Annotated in this window: 15 protein-coding genes and 2 pseudogenes; 3 read left to right on the forward strand and 14 right to left on the reverse strand. The window is 36.5% G+C overall.

Annotated features, from left to right (window positions below):
- The 5 genes and pseudogenes from QZ276_RS09955 to QZ276_RS09975 all read right to left on the reverse strand — a co-directional run.
- Window positions 1–1,159: pseudogene (locus QZ276_RS09955) on the reverse strand (RNA-guided endonuclease InsQ/TnpB family protein); the annotation flags it as partial.
- 187 nt (window positions 1,160–1,346) lie between these two features.
- Window positions 1,347–2,273 carry a glycine betaine ABC transporter substrate-binding protein gene (locus QZ276_RS09960; protein WP_292487603.1) on the reverse strand — a complete coding sequence of 309 codons (927 nt, stop codon included), beginning with the start codon at window positions 2,271–2,273 and terminating at the stop codon, window positions 1,347–1,349.
- A 129-nt stretch (window positions 2,274–2,402) separates the two neighbouring features.
- The gene (locus tag QZ276_RS09965; protein ID WP_292487605.1) at window positions 2,403–3,317 is read right to left on the reverse strand and encodes a glycine betaine ABC transporter substrate-binding protein; all 915 of its coding nucleotides are present in this window, start codon (window positions 3,315–3,317) and stop codon (window positions 2,403–2,405) included.
- Window positions 3,318–3,465: 148 nt separating this feature from the next.
- A complete protein-coding gene (locus tag QZ276_RS09970; protein WP_292487607.1) occupies window positions 3,466–4,302 on the reverse strand; it encodes a proline/glycine betaine ABC transporter permease in 837 nt (278 codons plus the stop codon).
- Window positions 4,299–5,501, reverse strand: coding sequence for a glycine betaine/L-proline ABC transporter ATP-binding protein (locus tag QZ276_RS09975; protein ID WP_292487608.1), 1,203 nt, complete (start codon window positions 5,499–5,501; stop codon window positions 4,299–4,301). The genes QZ276_RS09970 and QZ276_RS09975 overlap by 4 nt, the downstream gene beginning before the upstream one ends.
- 389 nt (window positions 5,502–5,890) lie before the next feature.
- Here QZ276_RS09975 and cca point away from each other — a divergent pair, with 389 nt between their 5' ends.
- Window positions 5,891–7,255: a CCA tRNA nucleotidyltransferase gene (cca, locus tag QZ276_RS09980; RefSeq protein WP_292487610.1), complete on the forward strand. Its 1,365-nt coding sequence runs from the start codon at window positions 5,891–5,893 to the stop codon at window positions 7,253–7,255.
- Here the strand turns inward: cca and QZ276_RS09985 are convergent, their stop codons facing one another.
- The 9 genes from QZ276_RS09985 to QZ276_RS10025 all read right to left on the reverse strand — a co-directional run bounded on the left by QZ276_RS09985 (window position 7,256) and on the right by QZ276_RS10025 (window position 15,805).
- A complete protein-coding gene (locus tag QZ276_RS09985) occupies window positions 7,256–8,596 on the reverse strand; it encodes an ADP-dependent glucokinase/phosphofructokinase (RefSeq protein ID WP_292487612.1) in 1,341 nt (446 codons plus the stop codon).
- 25 nt (window positions 8,597–8,621) lie between these two features.
- Window positions 8,622–10,082 carry an ADP-specific phosphofructokinase gene (pfkC, locus tag QZ276_RS09990; RefSeq protein ID WP_292487614.1) on the reverse strand — a complete coding sequence of 487 codons (1,461 nt, stop codon included), beginning with the start codon at window positions 10,080–10,082 and terminating at the stop codon, window positions 8,622–8,624.
- 16 nt (window positions 10,083–10,098) lie between these two features.
- Window positions 10,099–11,283 carry a bifunctional ornithine acetyltransferase/N-acetylglutamate synthase gene (gene argJ / locus QZ276_RS09995; RefSeq protein ID WP_292487617.1) on the reverse strand — a complete coding sequence of 395 codons (1,185 nt, stop codon included), beginning with the start codon at window positions 11,281–11,283 and terminating at the stop codon, window positions 10,099–10,101.
- 14 nt (window positions 11,284–11,297) lie between these two features.
- Complete coding sequence (locus tag QZ276_RS10000) at window positions 11,298–11,765, reverse strand: CBS domain-containing protein (RefSeq protein WP_292487618.1); 468 nt, start codon at window positions 11,763–11,765, stop codon at window positions 11,298–11,300.
- A 48-nt stretch (window positions 11,766–11,813) separates the two neighbouring features.
- On the reverse strand, window positions 11,814–12,827 hold the full coding sequence (gene argC / locus QZ276_RS10005) for an N-acetyl-gamma-glutamyl-phosphate reductase (protein ID WP_292487620.1): 1,014 nt from the start codon (window positions 12,825–12,827) through the stop codon (window positions 11,814–11,816).
- 207 nt (window positions 12,828–13,034) lie between these two features.
- On the reverse strand, window positions 13,035–13,493 hold the full coding sequence (locus QZ276_RS10010; protein WP_292487622.1) for a redoxin domain-containing protein: 459 nt from the start codon (window positions 13,491–13,493) through the stop codon (window positions 13,035–13,037).
- Window positions 13,494–13,542: 49 nt separating this feature from the next.
- Complete coding sequence (locus tag QZ276_RS10015; protein ID WP_292487630.1) at window positions 13,543–14,313, reverse strand: 23S rRNA (uridine(2552)-2'-O)-methyltransferase; 771 nt, start codon at window positions 14,311–14,313, stop codon at window positions 13,543–13,545.
- Between the two features lie 194 nt (window positions 14,314–14,507).
- On the reverse strand, window positions 14,508–14,702 hold the full coding sequence (locus QZ276_RS10020) for a hypothetical protein (RefSeq protein ID WP_292487624.1): 195 nt from the start codon (window positions 14,700–14,702) through the stop codon (window positions 14,508–14,510).
- Between the two features lie 77 nt (window positions 14,703–14,779).
- Window positions 14,780–15,805, reverse strand: a complete 1,026-nt coding sequence (locus tag QZ276_RS10025; RefSeq protein WP_292487626.1) for a Vms1/Ankzf1 family peptidyl-tRNA hydrolase — start codon at window positions 15,803–15,805, stop codon at window positions 14,780–14,782.
- 181 nt (window positions 15,806–15,986) lie between these two features.
- Here QZ276_RS10025 and QZ276_RS10030 point away from each other — a divergent pair.
- Both QZ276_RS10030 and QZ276_RS10035 read left to right on the forward strand, forming a co-directional pair.
- Window positions 15,987–16,812, forward strand: a pseudogene (locus tag QZ276_RS10030) (RNA-guided endonuclease InsQ/TnpB family protein); the annotation flags it as partial.
- A gap of 253 nt (window positions 16,813–17,065) precedes the next feature.
- On the forward strand, window positions 17,066–17,397 hold a 332-nt coding region (locus QZ276_RS10035), incomplete at its 3' end, for an RRXRR domain-containing protein (protein ID WP_292487628.1).

Consider the following 17,397-nt stretch of genomic DNA (forward strand, 5'->3'; position numbering starts at 1 on the left):
CGACTACTTTTCTTAATATATTCAATGCTCCATTGACATCGGCATTGAGCAGTTTACCAGTAGAGGACTGGAACAATCCTCTTTTAACTCTATTACCCATGTATTTTTGGTGTTTTTCAATGAGTTCTAATGCAAGAGCATCGGTTTTACTGGTATATGCCTCATCAACTTCTATGCAATTGATACCGTAGTATTCGCATTTAGACCTAAGTTTTTGTTTGAGTTTACCAAAGGGTATAGTCTGAAAGGTCTGGTTGTTCTTTTTACCCATGTTGGAGTTCTGTTTTATGTCTTTCAGTTCTCCGATTATGATGTTACCGATTTTGTATTCTATACAGTGTTTAATGATATGATTAACACTCTGATTCATGAAATCATTGAGTTTGTTTTTCCTTTTCTCGAACAACCAGTTTAGTTTCTGACCTGATTTTATACCCTGTTTATCATATACAGATTGCAACCTACTTTTGACTTTGTTCCACCAGCGGTTATAAGACTTTAAACCCCTGCCTTCTATGATGAAAGCAGTCCCATCGGTATCCACACAGGTTGCAAAATTGTTTATCTCTAAATCAATAGATAGATGTTTATTGTAGTCTACGTCAACTTTTTCACCGTGATCTCTGTAAACATACTCTATCTCAAACCATTGTCCGTTATACTTCGGGATTATCCTTACTTCTTTTATATGTTTACCGATTATGTTTTCAGGTAACTTGAAATGTAAGTATTTCACACCATAATTCTTATAGAAATCCCTGCCCATAGACAACCTGATGTTGCCATCATCGATTTTGAACATATCCATTGGAAATATACATACAAACTTACTGTTTTTGGGTAGGTATTTAGGTATCTTTACAGGTCTGTTGTAGTTGCCTCTTTTTCTCTCACTCAGAACCCTGAAAAACGATTTCATATTCCTATCTACCACTTTCATGGTCTGCTGTGCAACCTGTGAAGGCAGCATCTTGTAATTCTCATTATCTTTTACCAGATGATAAGTGGATTCATTTTTCAGGTACTTTCTATTTTTCAAAATAGTATTGTCTTGTAGTGTACAACGTAAAATTGTACAGGTTTTTAGATAATTTAGTAATCCTTTTCAGACTTCATATTTCTGCTTATCCGCTTTGATATGGTTTTTTCTGGGTGAGATACATTTTACTATATTTTTTTTAATTAGATCATTTAAATGTTACGTTATGTGTTAGACGCTTACATCCCCGTGTTTCATTTCAAAGAAATGAAACTCGCATTAAATCTACGATTTGATGCGATGCTAAAGACATAAGGGTTTTCAACCTTCCGTTATTATAAAAAAGAAAATGGAGTTAAAACTCCATTTATTGTTCGCCATTTATCCAGTAATCAACTTTTTCTGGATTGTTTTCAATCCATTTAGAAGCTGCTTCTTCAGCAGGAGTACCACTCTGTATATCGGCCATTACAGATTCCACATCTTCCATAGACCATTCGATTCTGTTAAGGATTTCATAGGCTTCTGGTTTATCCTCACTCATACCCTGACGGGCGAGATTAACAATCTGGTCTTCACCGTAAACACTTTTTGGATCGTCCAGATATTTCAGATCCCAGCGTGCGAATGCCCAGTGTGGGTTCCAGAGTGTCACAACGATTGGTTCTTTATTATCATAAGCAGATTTAAGAGCTGATGCCATTCCTGCACTGCTACTTGACATCAGTTCATAGTCAAGATTGTATTCCTGAATAGCAGTATCTGTCTGCGACATAATGCCTGCCCCGGGGTCTATACCGGTAATTTTTCCATCAAGTTTTTCTTTGTTCTCATTGAGTTCTTCGATGGAATCAATGTCCATGTATGTTGGAACTACAAGACCAGTAGATGCTCCTTCAAGGTTTGGTCCTACCTTGTCAATCTGGTCTCCATATTCTTCCCAGTAATTTGCTTGGGTGTTAGGTAGCCAGCCACAGGCTGAGAAATCAACATTTCCACTGGCAATAGCTTGGTACATGGCTCCAGCAGCCACAGAGTTCATTTTCACATCATATCCAGCTTTTTCATATACCTGTTTAACTACATTTGTGGTAGCAATTGCATCATCCCACTGGACATATGCAATGGAAACTTGTTTTGTATTATCAGTGGTGTCTGTACCGCTATGGTTATCATCGGTATTATCCTGTGTACCTTCACTTTGGTCTGTAGCACAACCTGCACCAGCGATGGCAAGGATTAATACCATACCAATTACCAATAGTGGTTTTATTTTGCTATTTGTTTTCAACAAATAAATCCTCCTTATATATTTTGTTTGATTGGTAAATATTTTTTCTATGATATAACGGTATGAACCGCTGATTTTGGATAATAATTAGTAATAATAATTAGAACAAATAAAAAAAGAAGTTAGGGGTAATTATTCCCCTTCTCCAAGCCAGGCATTGACTTTTTCAGGATTCTCTTCGACCCATTTTTCGGCAGCTTCTTCGCCGCTCATACCTTGGTCTATATATGCCATGACCTGTTCGTTGTCTGAAACAGTCCAGTTGAAGTTTTCAAGGATAGTATATGCTTCAGGTTTGTCTTCATCAAGACCCTGTCTTGCTATGGAAACAATATTGTCTGAACCATAGACATCCTGTGGGTCATCTAGATATTTCAGGTCCCAACGTGCAAATGCCCAGTGAGGGTTCCAGAGTGTCACAATGATTGAATCTTCATTTTGTATTGCACTTCTAAGTGCTGATGTCATTGCAGGACCACTACTGGATTCCAGTTCATATCCATCAAGTTCATACTCTTCAAGTGCGTTTTCAGTCTGTGACATTATACCTGCACCTGGGTCGATACCGGTAATTGTTCCATCGAACTGTGATTCATTTCCTTTAAGATCTTCTATGGAATTGATGTCTACATACTCTGGTACTACAAGACCGGTTTTTACTTCTGGTGTGTTTACTCCGACCCTGTCGATTTGGTCACCATATTGTTCCCAGTAGTTTGCCTGTGTGTCAGGTAGCCATGCACATACTGAGAAATCTGCGTCACCGTTTGCGACACCTTGATACATTATTCCGGCTGCAGTATTTTGGAGGTCTACTTCATATCCTTCCTGTTCATATACTTCTTTTACTACATTGGTAGTCGCTTCAGCGCTTGCCCACTGTACATAGGCTATTGTTACACTTTTTTCTTCGCTAGGTGTCTGGTTGCCGTTTTCGGCACCGTCCTCATCACCGCCATCCTGTGATGCACATCCTGCACCAGCAATAGCTAATAGAATAACCAGACCAATCATTAATAATGATTTGGATTTTTTACCGTTTAGCATATTATACAACCTCTCTCAAGATTTGTTAATTAATTTAAAGATTTATATTTCTCTCATATATCCATTAGAAAATAGATATTTGTATATTTTCAACCTATGTTTATAAGGGCGAATCTTAAATACTTTTCCGTAACATAGAAAAAATATTTTACTCAGGAGTAAGTCCCTGAGTAAGTCTGTCAAGAATTATGGCAATTATGACAATACCAAGTCCAGCTTCGAACCCGAGCCCTATGTCAACTCTCTGGATGCCTATAAGAACCTGATATCCAAGTCCACGGGCTCCAATCATTGCTGCGATAACAACCATTGACAGTGACAGCATAATAACCTGATTAATACCTGTCATAATCGTCTGCAGTGCAACTGGTAATTGAACTTTAAACAGTTTCTGCATCGGAGTTGAACCAAAAGCATCTGCAACTTCTACAAGTTCAGTAGGTACCTGACGAATACCAAGGTCGGTAAGGCGGATGCCCGGTGGCATTGCAAATACAATAGTAGCAATTAGACCCGGTACGTTACCAAGACCAAAGAAAATGACCGCTGGAATCAGATAAACAAATGGCGGCATAGTCTGCATAAGGTCAAGTAGCGGCTTAATGGCAGATTTGAAGCCATCGTTTTTGGAACTTAATATACCAACAGGGATTCCTATAATCAGTGCAATAACTGCAGATGATATAACAAGGGCTATAGTCTGCATGCCAAGAGACCATAACTGAAGATTATCAAGCACAAAAAATCCTATACCTCCAATAGCTGCAATATGCCAGTTGCGTCCGGTCAGGAAATAAGCTGCAACAATAAACAATACAATAAACAGCCAGTGAGGAAGGAATAATAGAATATCAAGGAATAAATCCAGGAGGAAACTTAATATCGCACTGATTCCATCGAGTATGAATCCGAAAGTAGCATCAATCCAGTTTACTGCATTTTCTACATAATTACCTAATGGTACTTTTGGAAGTAATGGGCTCATTGTTCTTCTTCCTCCATTGCAATCGCTCCAAGGATACCGCCACGGACAAGAACACCATGAAGTTTGTTGTTATCATCTACTACAGCAACAGGATAGGAACTTTCCGCTATCATCGGTATGATGTCTTTTAGTTGTGTATCTTTTGTTGTTGTTGGATACTCTCTTATAATAACATCTTCAAGATTCTTCTTGTTTCGTCTGGCTTCAGCAGCATCTTCTACAGTAACAACACCTTCAAGACCTTTATGTTTGTTAACTACAAATATAGAAGAAATACCATGTTCTCTCATTAACTGCAGTGCAACACTTGGACCTGAATTTATTGATACAACAGGTTCAGGGGTCATCATTACTGATTCTGCTGTAAGAACCTTTGATTTATCTACACCTGCAATAAACTGGGATACATACTGGTTTGCAGGATTTGTAAGGATTTCTTCTGCTGTACCTACCTGAACAATCTGTCCGTCTTTCATGAGCGCGATTCTGTCACCAATTTTTAGCGCTTCATCAAGGTCATGGGTGACGAAAATAATTGTTTTGTGAACCTGTTCCTGGAGTGCAAGCAATTCATCCTGCATTTCACTGCGTATCAGTGGGTCAAGGGCACTGAACGCTTCATCCATGAGCAGGAAATGTGGGTCAGTAGCCAGAGCTCTGGCGAGTCCGACTCGTTGCTGCATACCACCACTAAGTTGTGTTATTCTACTTTCTTCATAACCTTTTAGGCCCACAGTTTCAATAGCTTCTCTGGATGCTTTATAACGTTCTTCCTTTTCCACTCCATATACTTCCAGACCATAGGCTACATTGTCAAGTACTGTCCTGTGGGGAAGTAAAGCAAAGTTTTGGAATACCATACTCAGTTTTTCTCTGCGTATTTTTCTGAGTTGTTCCATATCCATTTTTGCTATGTCTTCGCCTTCAATGTATACTTCACCATATGTTGGAGGTATAAGACGGTTTATACATCTTAATAATGTGGATTTTCCAGAACCTGAAAGCCCCATCAATACGAATATTTCACCTTTTTTGACTTTAAAATTAATGTCGTAAAGACCTACCGTTTGACCGGTTTTTTCATGTATTTCGTTCTTGGTGTATCCTTCATTTAATAGAGATACTGCTTGATTTGGATTTTCTCCAAATATCTTAGAAAGATTATTTACCTCTATTAATACTTCTTCTTCGTCTGTCAAGTTAAAAAACTCCATTAAAATTATATTGATATATTTTTAATATGTAACACGATATATAGTTGTGTTAGCATAGCAAATTTACTATAACTCCTTTTATTACTTCATTAACCAGACATTATTTAATAACTAAACTTGGTTTTGTTATATATGTCCTTTAGATATATAACTACCATCTATACTTTTATAACAACTTTGGTGGTGATAAACAGCTAATAAGTCGTTCAACCTTATCATGTATTAATCCCTATATAAGTTTTCCCAAATTTCTTTTACTCAATATATTTATAAGTAGACGACATTTATCAAAGTTACAAACCCTTTATCTGGACCGTTTTAATAAGCATTGTCGATATAAGAATTATAACCAATAATACTTCAAGTGTTTAACAATGAATGAGAATATGTCAAATATACCTGAAAATATTAAAAAAGAGGTACTTACAAGAGTAAAACCGACATCTGATGAACAAAAACATTTGTTTGATGTAGTTGATTACCTGATAAAAAAAATCAATTCTACTGTTTCTGAACTGGATTTGTCGGGAGTGTCAGCCCAATTAGTGGGGTCAGCAGCAAGAGGAACATGGTTATCCGGTACACATGACCTGGACATATTTATACTATTTCCGGAATCTACAGATGTTAAAAATCTTGAGTATTATGGTTTAAAAATTGCCAGAAAGGTGGCTGAAGAGGCTGAAAACTGGCAGGAACAGTATGCAGAACATCCTTATATAAGCCTAAAATATAGAGGCTATGATGTGGATATTGTACCATGTTTTCGTGTACAATCAGCATCAAACATCAGGTCTGCAGTTGATCGTACGCCATTTCATAGTACGTTTGTAAAAGAAAACATTAAGGGACTTGAAGATGAGGTTCTTGTTCTAAAACAGTTCATGCATGGTATCGGTGTATATGGGTCTGAACTTAAAACAAGAGGTTTTTCAGGATACTTTGCGGAATTACTGATTATACACTTTGGTTCATTTGACAATCTGTTAAAATCAGCATGTAACTGGTGTTCCGGTATGGTCATTGATATGATGAATCATGGACAGTCAGAACATGAGGAACCATTTGTTATGATTGACCCAACCGATCCTGGAAGAAATGTAGCGGCAGCTTTATCAATTGATAAACTGGCAGAATTTGTGGATAAATCCCGCAGTTTTTTTGAATCACCATCATTGGATTTCTTTTTCTCGGAACCAATTACCCCTCTAAATGACAGTGAAATAAATAATCGGTTATATTTGAGAAACAGTTCAATGGTTGCAATAGTGTTTGAAACACCCGATGTTGTAGAAGATGTATTTTACCCCCAATTATATAAGTTAGAAAGTTCAGTTCCGACCTTGCTTGAAAACTATGAATTTACAGTGTTCAACACTGGTACATGGGCAGGTGATTACTCAGTAATATTGCTGGAGCTTCTAACTTCAACACTTCCCAACGTCAAAAAGCATCAGGGCCCGCCAGTATGGATACGCAAACATGCGGACAATTTTAAATCCAAATACAGAAATTCGGATTATATATTCTCCATGTATATTGAAAATGGAGCATATGTAGTTGAGAAAATTAGAAAATATACAGATGTTAAAACATTGATCGAATCAAACCTGTTAACATGCTCGCTCGGGAAACATATTAAAAAAACTGTGAAAAAAAAATTTTTTATACTGGAAAATGATGAAATCTGTAGGATTAAAGACCCAGAATTTCGCAAATATCTTAGAAGATGGTTGTAATCATTCAGGTTTTTTAACCAATTCAAGTTGTTTCAAATATGTTCCAGCACAGAAAGTATCCCCCAATCCTACAGTGGATATTGGGTTTTTTGAAATAAGTGTCGGAATTATACCCACACTTAAACCTGAATGACTTCCGTAAGTTCCACTATTGTACGATTTTCCGTTTATAAATCCCTTGATTTTTTCTACTTCTTTTAATCCAAAATAGCTTTCTTCCAGTTTTGATGCTGTTTTTTCAACATAGTTTCTATTATTAAGCATCCCTGTGTCTGCAAATACGGCTGCACATTTCACTCCGAATTTCATAGATTCGAGTTCACACACAGCATCAAAAACTTCTGGTTTGCAGACACAAAGCGTAAATTCCCTAGTGTGAATTATAAACTTTTCCAACCCGGATATTAAAACACATTGTAAGGATGCTTTAAGTATGGATATAGCATTCATTTGTAAAATATCATTTACAGGGATGCTGTGTATCCTGTGCAGCATTGCAAGTTCATCCTCATTCATTCCCATTCCATCTACGTGATCTGCAAGGCTGGAGAATACATATTGGGCAATTTCAACATTGGAAAAATGTCCAAGTTCTACATGAAGCAAAAGTTGTTTATTTAACTGTTTCCAGATTTTTATCTGATCAAGGGATTTCTGGAATTTGTCAACATAGCTGGAACCATCTGGATAATATTCCTGAAGCATATGGTAACCTGATATTAACGCACCATCCATTTCATGTATGTGTTCATCGGCATAGTGTTTAAAATCGGGGTTAATTGTAAGTTCTATGTTCAAACAGTCATATGTAGCTATGAAACGATTTTCTCTTGGTGCCGCTATGGTACTACCGTTTAAGGTAACTTTTTCACCTTTTTTAAAGTCGAATACAAAATGTATTAGTTCTTTGTCTTCATTAATATCATTCTGATTATTGTAACCCGGAATAATGATAGATTCGTTGTCTGTAAATGCATCAAGCTGGGTTTTTGATGGTTTTGCAACATTTGGTACTACTTTACCAGCACCCATTAGCGACAACACATTTGACATTATGCCACAGTTCCCACCCATACGGATAATGGAATTGTCAAAAAAATGGTTTTTTAAAAACTCAAAAACTGAATCATCATGAACAAGCCATTCTGCACCTGAACCATTACGTATACAGATAATCAGACCGGCAATAAAATCATCAATAGAATCAATACGGTTGGGTGGATTTTCTATTTTTTTTATGATGTTATCTTGGTTTTGATGTTCAAGCAGTCGGTAAATCTCATCCCCTGTAATCCTGTAAACTGAATCGATGTTTGCGTTGTACCCACAGAGTATATTCATCGAAAAGCTCCTGTTTTTTAGACTTTTATTTCATCTTAGCCAGTACGGCTGCAAAGGCTGCTGCAGATATTATATCACCTATTCCAACCGTAGCGACTGGGTTCTCCACCACTTTAGTAGGTATGATTATAACATCATGGTATGGGGTGCGAATATATCCCTTTTCACACTCCTTTGTGATGCATATGCCTTCTTTTTCAAGGTATTTTGCCAATTCTTGGAGGTGGTTATATCCCTTCTCTGATACAGGAGTTTCAAGACCTGTTTTGATATCATCAACTGATTTGATATTTCCTATTTTAGCTTTGGCGGCAGAAGCTGTTGATGCGAACAGAAGGGCATTCCTATGGTCTTGTATATCAACTGGATGCGTATTTTTAACGACACAGATGAAATATCCAAGTGAATGTACATGTACTCTTTCAAGTTCAAGTTCATATAATAAACGGACTGCTCCTTCATAAAGTGCAGAAATCCCTTTCTCGGTTTTGTTGATAACTGCATAAGCAAGCTCTTCATAATCAAGGACGTTAAGAGCGTTTGCAACTTCTATAGTATCAAGACCCAGTGAATGCACATGCTGGCTAACAATATCTTTTAATACCCTTTCACGGATAAACTTATCCTGTATCGATGTAAATTCTACATGAATGCGAATATCTGGATTTCCATCCTTTAATCTCTTTATGGTATCAACTGATTTTTCAACATACTCATGGTAGGTAGAACCATCCTCATAATTTTCCTTTATCATCTGGTAGCCTGAAAGTATAGCACCATCGACATTTTTTCCAAGTTCTGGTAGTTGCTCATAAAGCTCTTTACTCATATCTATGCGAAGCCATGTAGGTCTTGAGGAAAGTATAAGACGGTTATCTCTTGGAACTACAAACTCTTCTTCACCACATTGTACTTCAAGTCCTTTTGAAAATTCCATTATCCAGTTAACTTTTGGCTCATATTCTGGGTCATAAGCGTTTATTGGGTGTTTGAAAGTCAGTTTACTGTACTCTACAATCGGATACAGAAGATTTTTAGAATTTGTGAAGTATTCAGCCTGTTCCTTGGAAAGCCAGGGAACATATGTGACTACATTTTTTATATTAATATTTGCCAGGAAATTAGATATAATACCTGCCTGTCCGCCCATATAAGCATTATCAAAATCAATATGGTTTGTTAGCCATTCATGAACATCGGTAGAGTATGTTGGAACTTCTGCGGCTTTACCATCGCGCATGGCAATTACCAATCTTGCCATAAGATCATCAGGGTATTTAATCACTCTCGGAAATGACATCGACCTGTGTTTAACGTTTTCCAGATTCACATGTTTTAAAAGTTTGTCAAAATCGTCTTTTTCAATGTGTTTTATTGCATCAATATTGCTGTTATATGCAACAAAAATACCTCTAATGTTTTCCAATGATTTGCTGATGTCTGAGTAGGCTTCAGAATGAATTTTTTCCCAGTGTTCAAGTTCCATTATTAGATGTTCACCTTCATGTTGTATATTCCGCATTAATTTTTATATAGTCATATGTCAGGTCACAACCCCACGCTGTAGCGCTTTTATTGTCCATTCCAAGATTTATCAGTATTTTGATATCTTTTTTTTCCATTATGTTTTTTAATGCGTTCTGTGAATTTCTATCATTTGTGGTTATCCGACCGTTTTTAACAAGTCCTACTGTGTTCTTACCGTCGGAAAAAGCAAGAGATATTTCATCCTGTTTTATATTCGCACCAGAATAACCGATTGCTGCAATTATACGCCCCCAATTTGGGTCATGTCCAAATATTGCAGTTTTTACAAGGGGTGAACGTACAATGGATTTTGCAACAAGGCAGGCGTCGTAATATGTAAAAGCACCATCTACATTAGCTTCAATTAATTTGGTAGCACCTTCACCATCTCTTGCAATCATTTTTGCAAGGTTTTTAAGAACAAAATCGAGACCTTCTTGGAATTCGTTTATATCAGTTTCAACTCCAGATTCACCGGTTGCTGTTAGTAGCACCATGTCGTTGGTACTGGTGTCCCCATCCACCACTATCATGTTAAAGCTTTTATCGACACCTGCTTTTAAACATTTATTTAATGATTTTGAATCAAGTACTGCATCAGTATATATAAAGGCAAGCATTGTACCCATGTTCGGTTCTATCATTCCAGAACCTTTTGCAATTCCACCAATACGGATGCCATTGTTAAGTTCAATTGCAGACTCTTTGGCAAATGTATCGGTGGTCATTATTGAACAGGCAGCAGAGTGGCTGCCATCAGAACTGTTGGATAGGGAATTTAAAACCTCATCGATATTTTCATCTAACCAGTTAGTATCGAGTTTCTTCCCGATAACACCAGTGGATGCAACACCTATCTGCTTATCTGGAATATTTAATTTATCAGCAAGCAGTTTTGCCATGTATACTGAATCATCAATCCCTTCTTCTCCTGTAAATGCATTAGCATTGCCGCTATTCATGATTACAGCAGAAAGATGACCTATTTCAGCGATTTTTTCCCTGGTAACTGTTAACGGAGCGGCTATCACTTTATTACGGGTAAAAACTCCTGCGGAATTTCCACTGGCAGTGATAACACCAAGTCCATTTTTACCGGGTTTGATACCACCAGCATGCACGCCTTTAACCGCACATATTCCACCGTCAATGGGTTTCATTTTTATAAACTCCTTCAGGATCTTGAAAGACCCTCGATTATGTCCCCTCTGGTAACGATACCGATAAGTTTTCCATCTTCAATTACTGGTAACCGGTTAATTTTATGTTTTGTCATTAATTCGGATGCATACTCTATCGTATCTTCAGGAGTAATGGTTAATACATCGGTTTTCATTACCTGTTGAACTTTTTTATCTCCAAAATCACTGAGCATGTGTTTTGTTTCTTCCCAGCTTACGAATTCTCTTATAGGAATTTCAATCACTTCAAACGGGCTGGGGAGCCATAAACCTCTATGGTCAGGGATTTCAAGGAACCTCAAAAGGTCTTCTTCGGATATAACACCTACAATGTTATTTTCATCATCTACTACAGGAGCACCGCTTATACCATTTTTCTTGAGTATCTGTGCAGTACTCCTTATACTGTCACCGGATTTGCAGTAAATCACATCAGAGTTCATTACATCTTTTACTTTCATACATTCACCAGTTTCTATATTGTCAGATTCTTATTAAAAAGATTATATTCAAGGTGTAATACCTGAAAACCAGATGCCTTCAGTTTCACCAAATCCACACATAAGATTCATATTCTGAATTGCCTGTCCTGCTGCACCTTTGACCAGATTATCTATTGCTGATACAACGACAACCCTGTTATTGTTTACATCGATTTCAAACCCGATGTCACAGAAGTTAGACCCTCTTACTGTGCTTAGGGAGGGGATGCCGTCAATTATACGTACAAATGGATTATCCTTATAATATTCTGCATATATGGACATCACTTCTTCGGTTGAAACCTGTCTGTTGGTGAATATATGAGCGGTTGTGAGTATGCCCCTTATCGATGGTATTACATGCGGTGTAAAGTTAATATTTATCAGGGATTCATCCATCATGCTTAGTTCTTGGAACATTTCTGCATAATGCCTATGAGATGTTAATTTATAGGGCTGGACGTTTTCAGCCATATTTGGATAATGTGATGTCTGGGTTGGGTTAACACCTGCACCTGTGATGCCAGACTTCGAATCAAAAATTATAGAATCTATTAAACCGAAGTTAGCAAGCGGAGAGGCTGAAAGTATAGCCCCTGTAGGATAACAACCCGGATTTGCAACCAGATTTTTTTCTGAGACTTCCGGATGGATTTCTGGAAGTCCATATACAACTTTCCTTTTATCAGAATGCTCTATACCATACAAATTTTCAAAGGTCTGGCTGTTAATCCTGTAATCGGCGCTTAAATCAATCACTTTTGTATATTCATCCAGTAAATCTGGAACAATGTTCATGGATGTTCCGTGTGGTACGGCAAGGAATATAACGTCACACCTGTTTTTGAGGTCTCTGGGGCTTATATCTTCAAATTCAAGATTTATAAAACCTTTCAGATGTTTATGTACATCGCTTACTTTTTGACCGGCAAATTTTCTTGAAGTACAGATTTCGATATTAGTGTATTTATGGTTGGCTAACAACCGTATCAATTCTCCGCCAGTATAACCAGAACTGCCAATAATTCCGACATCTATCATTGAGTTTATATCTCCTCTTTATAATCTATCATTTGTTACTGGAAATTTTTATTTGGATTTGCAATATATAAATTATTAAACGTTAATTATACTTATGGTTATGAATTAAACTATCAGTATTAATTTTTCTGGTCATTTTTAAAAGTAGATATGTTCTATCTGTTGCAATATACACAGATGGATTTTGTCAAAAAGATTATTTATATTTCAACCAAGTTTATCAAGGACTTCACTTATATCGGGAATTTCGCTCATAGGGTAAACCTTTACAAAACTTACTTTCTGGTTTTCATCAATTAGTATGTTGGCTCTTTCTGATATACCGTAATCTTCATTAAATATTCCATAGGCTTTTGCAACTTCACCGTGTGGCCAGAAATCCGAAAGTAGCCTTGTGTATTCGATACCCAATTCGATACCCCAGGCGTTTTTAGAGGGAACAGGATCTACACTTATACCCAGTGGAATGGTGTTTAAATCTTTAAACTGTTTGTAGTTATTTTCCAGTAATTGCATATGTTTGGCACATACACTTGTCCATGCAAGAGGATGGAATGATAACAGTATTTTCTGGTTTTTAAAATCAGAAAGAGTATATTTTTCATTATTCTGGTCTTTTAAAGTAAGATTAGCAGCATATTCACCTTCTTTAATAGTCTCTGGCATTAATTAACCCCTAACTATTATTTTAGGCTTATATTATATCAATATTAGGTTAGAGGTACTCAACAACATTTGCAAATGCAAAATTGGGTTTTACATCCTTTATTTTTATTTTAACCTTGTCACCAATGTCAACGTCTTTAACAAATATTACAAAACCGTTGATTGTAACGGCTCCATCCCCATCAGAACCAAAACTGGTAATTTCCACATCATATTCTTCATTCTTTTTGACAGGTGTCTTTAGGAAATCCTTACCTATTACATAGATTTCAGCGCTCTGGGACCTTGAGGCTTTGGGTTCATGAGCCTTGACATATGCAAAATTGTTTTTTACTTTTTCAAGAAAGTCGTTGAACATATCTCCCTGAAAGACTTTTACAACAAAATTACCACCGGGTTTTAGAACCTGTTTTGCAAATTCAAGTGCTGATTCGACAAGGTCTATTGAACGGGCATGGTCAAGGTTCCAGTTTCCGGAAAGGTTTGGTGCGGCATCAGATATTACAACATCTACACCTTCGTCTCCAATAGTTTTTAAAATTTTCCGGACTGTTCTATCAGAAGTCATATCACCTTTAACAGTTTCTACTCCTTCTATTGATTTAATTCTTTGTAAATCGACACCTACAACTTTATCATTTGTAATTTCTCTTGCAACCTGGAGCCATCCACCTGGTGCTGCACCAAGGTCTACAATGGTATCATTTTTTTCTATCACATTGAACCTATTATTAATCTGTAAAAGCTTGTATGCTGCTCTTGACCTGTATCCTTCATCTTTTGCAAGCCGGTAGAATGAGTCCTTTTTTTTAACCATGATAATCTCAACGGGGTTTTTCAAAACATTTGATACTTAATTTAGGTAATACTATAATTTATAAGGCTTTGGTTATATTTCAATGAGGCAATATACGCACAAGAGTGGAGTATAGGAATCTAAAAAGTAGATTGCGTATATTGCCAGAACTTATCCTACTAAAATTATTTTATAAATAATTTTCCTAACTGGAATACTTATTTTGGTGCGACAGCAACAAGTGACATCCCAAGTTTATCTTCCAAATCTTTAACCTTTTTTAAATCGTCTTTATTGAGATCGGCTACTTTTATATTGTCAGAAAATGCAAGTAAAGTCACTCCCAATTTATTTTCCAGGTCGTTGATAGCTTTAATACTCTCATCATCAAGTTTTGAAAAACTCCATACCATAAAACTCACCTATTATAATTTAGGATTATCAGGTATTTAATATTTGCGAAGAACAAAACGAATAGATGCTTTTTAAATTATATCTGGTATCTTCGACAGCTCAATGCATTTTTTAGAATATTGTTGAGATTGTATTTTTCAATTTTGCTGTCCATTGGCTTTTCAATTACAGGTGATTTTGTGTTTATATTTTTTAGGACATGCCGTGTTAATTCTCTGTCCCCACCAGTGATTATGTAGTCTACATCGTTTTCTATGCCATCCATCATTCTTTCAAATTCTGACTCAACTTTTTCTATATGATGGGTTATGTCTTCATTACGTAATTCTTCAAATCGTTTTTGACTAAAACCTCCCTTTTTATGTTTTGCTTTGACACTGCTTTTTACGACACTGTAATTTTCAAATTCATCTGGATTTGCGATACCTACAAATGATTCTCCTGCATGGATTTGAAGTACGCAAATTTTGAAGTTTTGTTCCAGTATTGCGTTTAATTGTCCAGTCTGGAATTCATTCTTTATTTCCCATCCGGATTCTGTAACCGGTAGAGGTGGTACTATAGTTTCACGTATTAGATGATCTGTGTCATAAAATAATATACATCCTGTGGATGATTCAATTTTTGAAAGTAAATTCTTTGTATTATCATCAATGGAATCCAGTAATTTGTTTGGGTTTTTAAGGTTAGATAAGGTGTCATCTGGTTTTAGATAAGCTGTTATCAGTGTATCAGCGTTTGATTTGAACGATTGTATTTTTGAAATCAAATCATGGAATTTTGATGGATGGAGAACTTCAATATTTCTGAATTTGATGTCCTGTAAATCATCTCTTTCTTCTTTTAGTGATTTTATCTCGTTTTGTAAAGTTTCAATTTTAACATTGGCTGCGTTAAGTTTTTCTTCTGCTTCCTGTTTTTCTGAAATGGCACGTTTTGCATTTTTTTCTTTTTTCTCAAGTCTTCTTTGAAGTTTTTGTGATTCTATCTCCAGTTCCATTATATATGATTGCAGCTCATCAATCCTTTTTTCAAGTTTTTGTTTGCCCGATAATTTTCCAAATAAGGAGTTTAGATAGATGGTTTTTTTCTGATTGTCCATATATAGTATAGTTCTTTTTCTTTCTTAAATAAAAATTATGGCTACTATATTTAGGTAAAAATATTAATAAATCAGTTCAGGTTTATAAATGTAATAAAAACCCCGATGTCTTCAGAATCGGAGTATGCATAAAAAAATATTAGAAATTTTTTAAATAGTTTGCTAAACGATTATATAATGCATGTACCTGACCCAGAAGAACCATCTCCGTGCTGATAAGCAGACTTATGAAACCTTGAAGAGGTTAACCAAACTGTCCAAGAAACTGTACAATTATACATTGTACACAATCAGACAGTATTTTTTTTAATAATGGAAATTATCTAAATCGAGAATCAGCTTATCATACGGTCAAAGAGAACGACAACTACAAGTTTCTGCCTTCACAGGCTGCTCAAAATACTGTAGAAACTGTGGACAGGAACATGAAATCATTCTTCAAACTTCTGGATAAGAAAAGAAAAGGAGATTACGATAAACCAGTTTCTCTACCAAAATATCTGGATAAAGACGGTAACTTCATCTGTACTTTCAAGAAAGATCTGTTGAAGGTTATCGATGATAATATCAGGTTATCATTAGTTTTAGATTTTAACAGGAATTATGGGACCAGATACTTGTATTTCAAGATACCTGACAATATCATTGGCAAATACATCAAAGAAGTCAGGATAATACCGAAATACAATGGTATGTGGTTCGAAATTGAATACGTGTATCATGAAGATGGAGAGATTGCTGGACTGGATTATAACAGCCATCTCTCGATAGACCTTGGTGTAGACAACTTTGCCACCTGTGTAACGACCAGTGGGACTGCTTTCATACTGGATGACAAGGGTATCAAATCATACAACCGCTGGTGTAACAAGGAGAAAAGCAGGCTGCAGTCAGTCTACGATAAACAGGGTCTGGATGATGGATACAAGATGAACCAGTTCTCAAGGAAAAGATTCTGGAAAATCAATGATTTCATGAACCAGTGTGTAAACTATATCGTCAATAACCCACCTCTAAAGGAGGTGGGCTTGTCCCTGCGGCAAGCCCTGATTGACCAGACTGAGTTCCTTAAAGGAACTACGTTATCCCGGCCATGATACCCTCGGATGCTTCCCTAGTCCGTTGCTCTATCGTACAGCATTAAACAGTCCTGAGAGGTAGGGACAGTGTGCTGTGCTCGACAAACAGGGATAACATTGTCGAAGGGAGACGGCTGACAAGCCGCGTAACCTGCATCAAGCAGAGAAAGGAGTAATATCCATGGTATTCGTACTCAACAAAAATAAGAAACCATTAACACTGTGCCATCCGGCTAAAGCAAGAATACTGCTGAAAGCCGGGAAGGCTACTATCCATAAGAAATATCCGTTTACAATCAGACTTAAAGAACTGAAATCTGAAAATATAAAAGATGATTTCAGATTGAAGATAGATTATGGCTCAAGATACACAGGATTAGCTATACTAAAGAACAATAAAGACGTAATCTGGTTGGCTCAGATCCATCACAGAACTGATATTAAAAAGAAAATGGATGATAGGAGGAATTTCAGACGCAGAAGAAGATCACAGAACCTGAGATACAGAAAACC

The sequence above is a fragment of the Methanohalobium sp. genome (assembly GCF_018609725.1).
GTDB lineage: Archaea > Halobacteriota > Methanosarcinia > Methanosarcinales > Methanosarcinaceae > Methanohalobium.

Bases quoted from the DNA above. Each gene is read 5' to 3' on its own strand.
- QZ276_RS10010 (WP_292487622.1), bottom strand. From the start codon at position 13,493: ATGCCAGAGACTATTAAAGAAGGTGAATATGCTGCTAATCTTACTTTA.
- pfkC (WP_292487614.1), bottom strand. From the start codon at position 10,082: ATGGAACTTGAACACTGGGAAAAAATTCATTCTGAAGCCTACTCAGAC.
- QZ276_RS09965 (WP_292487605.1), bottom strand. From the start codon at position 3,317: ATGCTAAACGGTAAAAAATCCAAATCATTATTAATGATTGGTCTGGTT.
- argJ (WP_292487617.1), bottom strand. From the start codon at position 11,283: ATGAAACCCATTGACGGTGGAATATGTGCGGTTAAAGGCGTGCATGCT.
- QZ276_RS09970 (WP_292487607.1), bottom strand. From the start codon at position 4,302: ATGAGCCCATTACTTCCAAAAGTACCATTAGGTAATTATGTAGAAAAT.
- QZ276_RS10025 (WP_292487626.1), bottom strand. From the start codon at position 15,805: ATGGACAATCAGAAAAAAACCATCTATCTAAACTCCTTATTTGGAAAA.
- QZ276_RS09985 (WP_292487612.1), bottom strand. From the start codon at position 8,596: ATGAATATACTCTGTGGGTACAACGCAAACATCGATTCAGTTTACAGG.
- argC (WP_292487620.1), bottom strand. From the start codon at position 12,827: ATGATAGATGTCGGAATTATTGGCAGTTCTGGTTATACTGGCGGAGAA.
- QZ276_RS10000 (WP_292487618.1), bottom strand. From the start codon at position 11,765: ATGAAAGTAAAAGATGTAATGAACTCTGATGTGATTTACTGCAAATCC.
- cca (WP_292487610.1), top strand. From the start codon at position 5,891: ATGAATGAGAATATGTCAAATATACCTGAAAATATTAAAAAAGAGGTA.
- QZ276_RS10020 (WP_292487624.1), bottom strand. From the start codon at position 14,702: ATGGTATGGAGTTTTTCAAAACTTGATGATGAGAGTATTAAAGCTATC.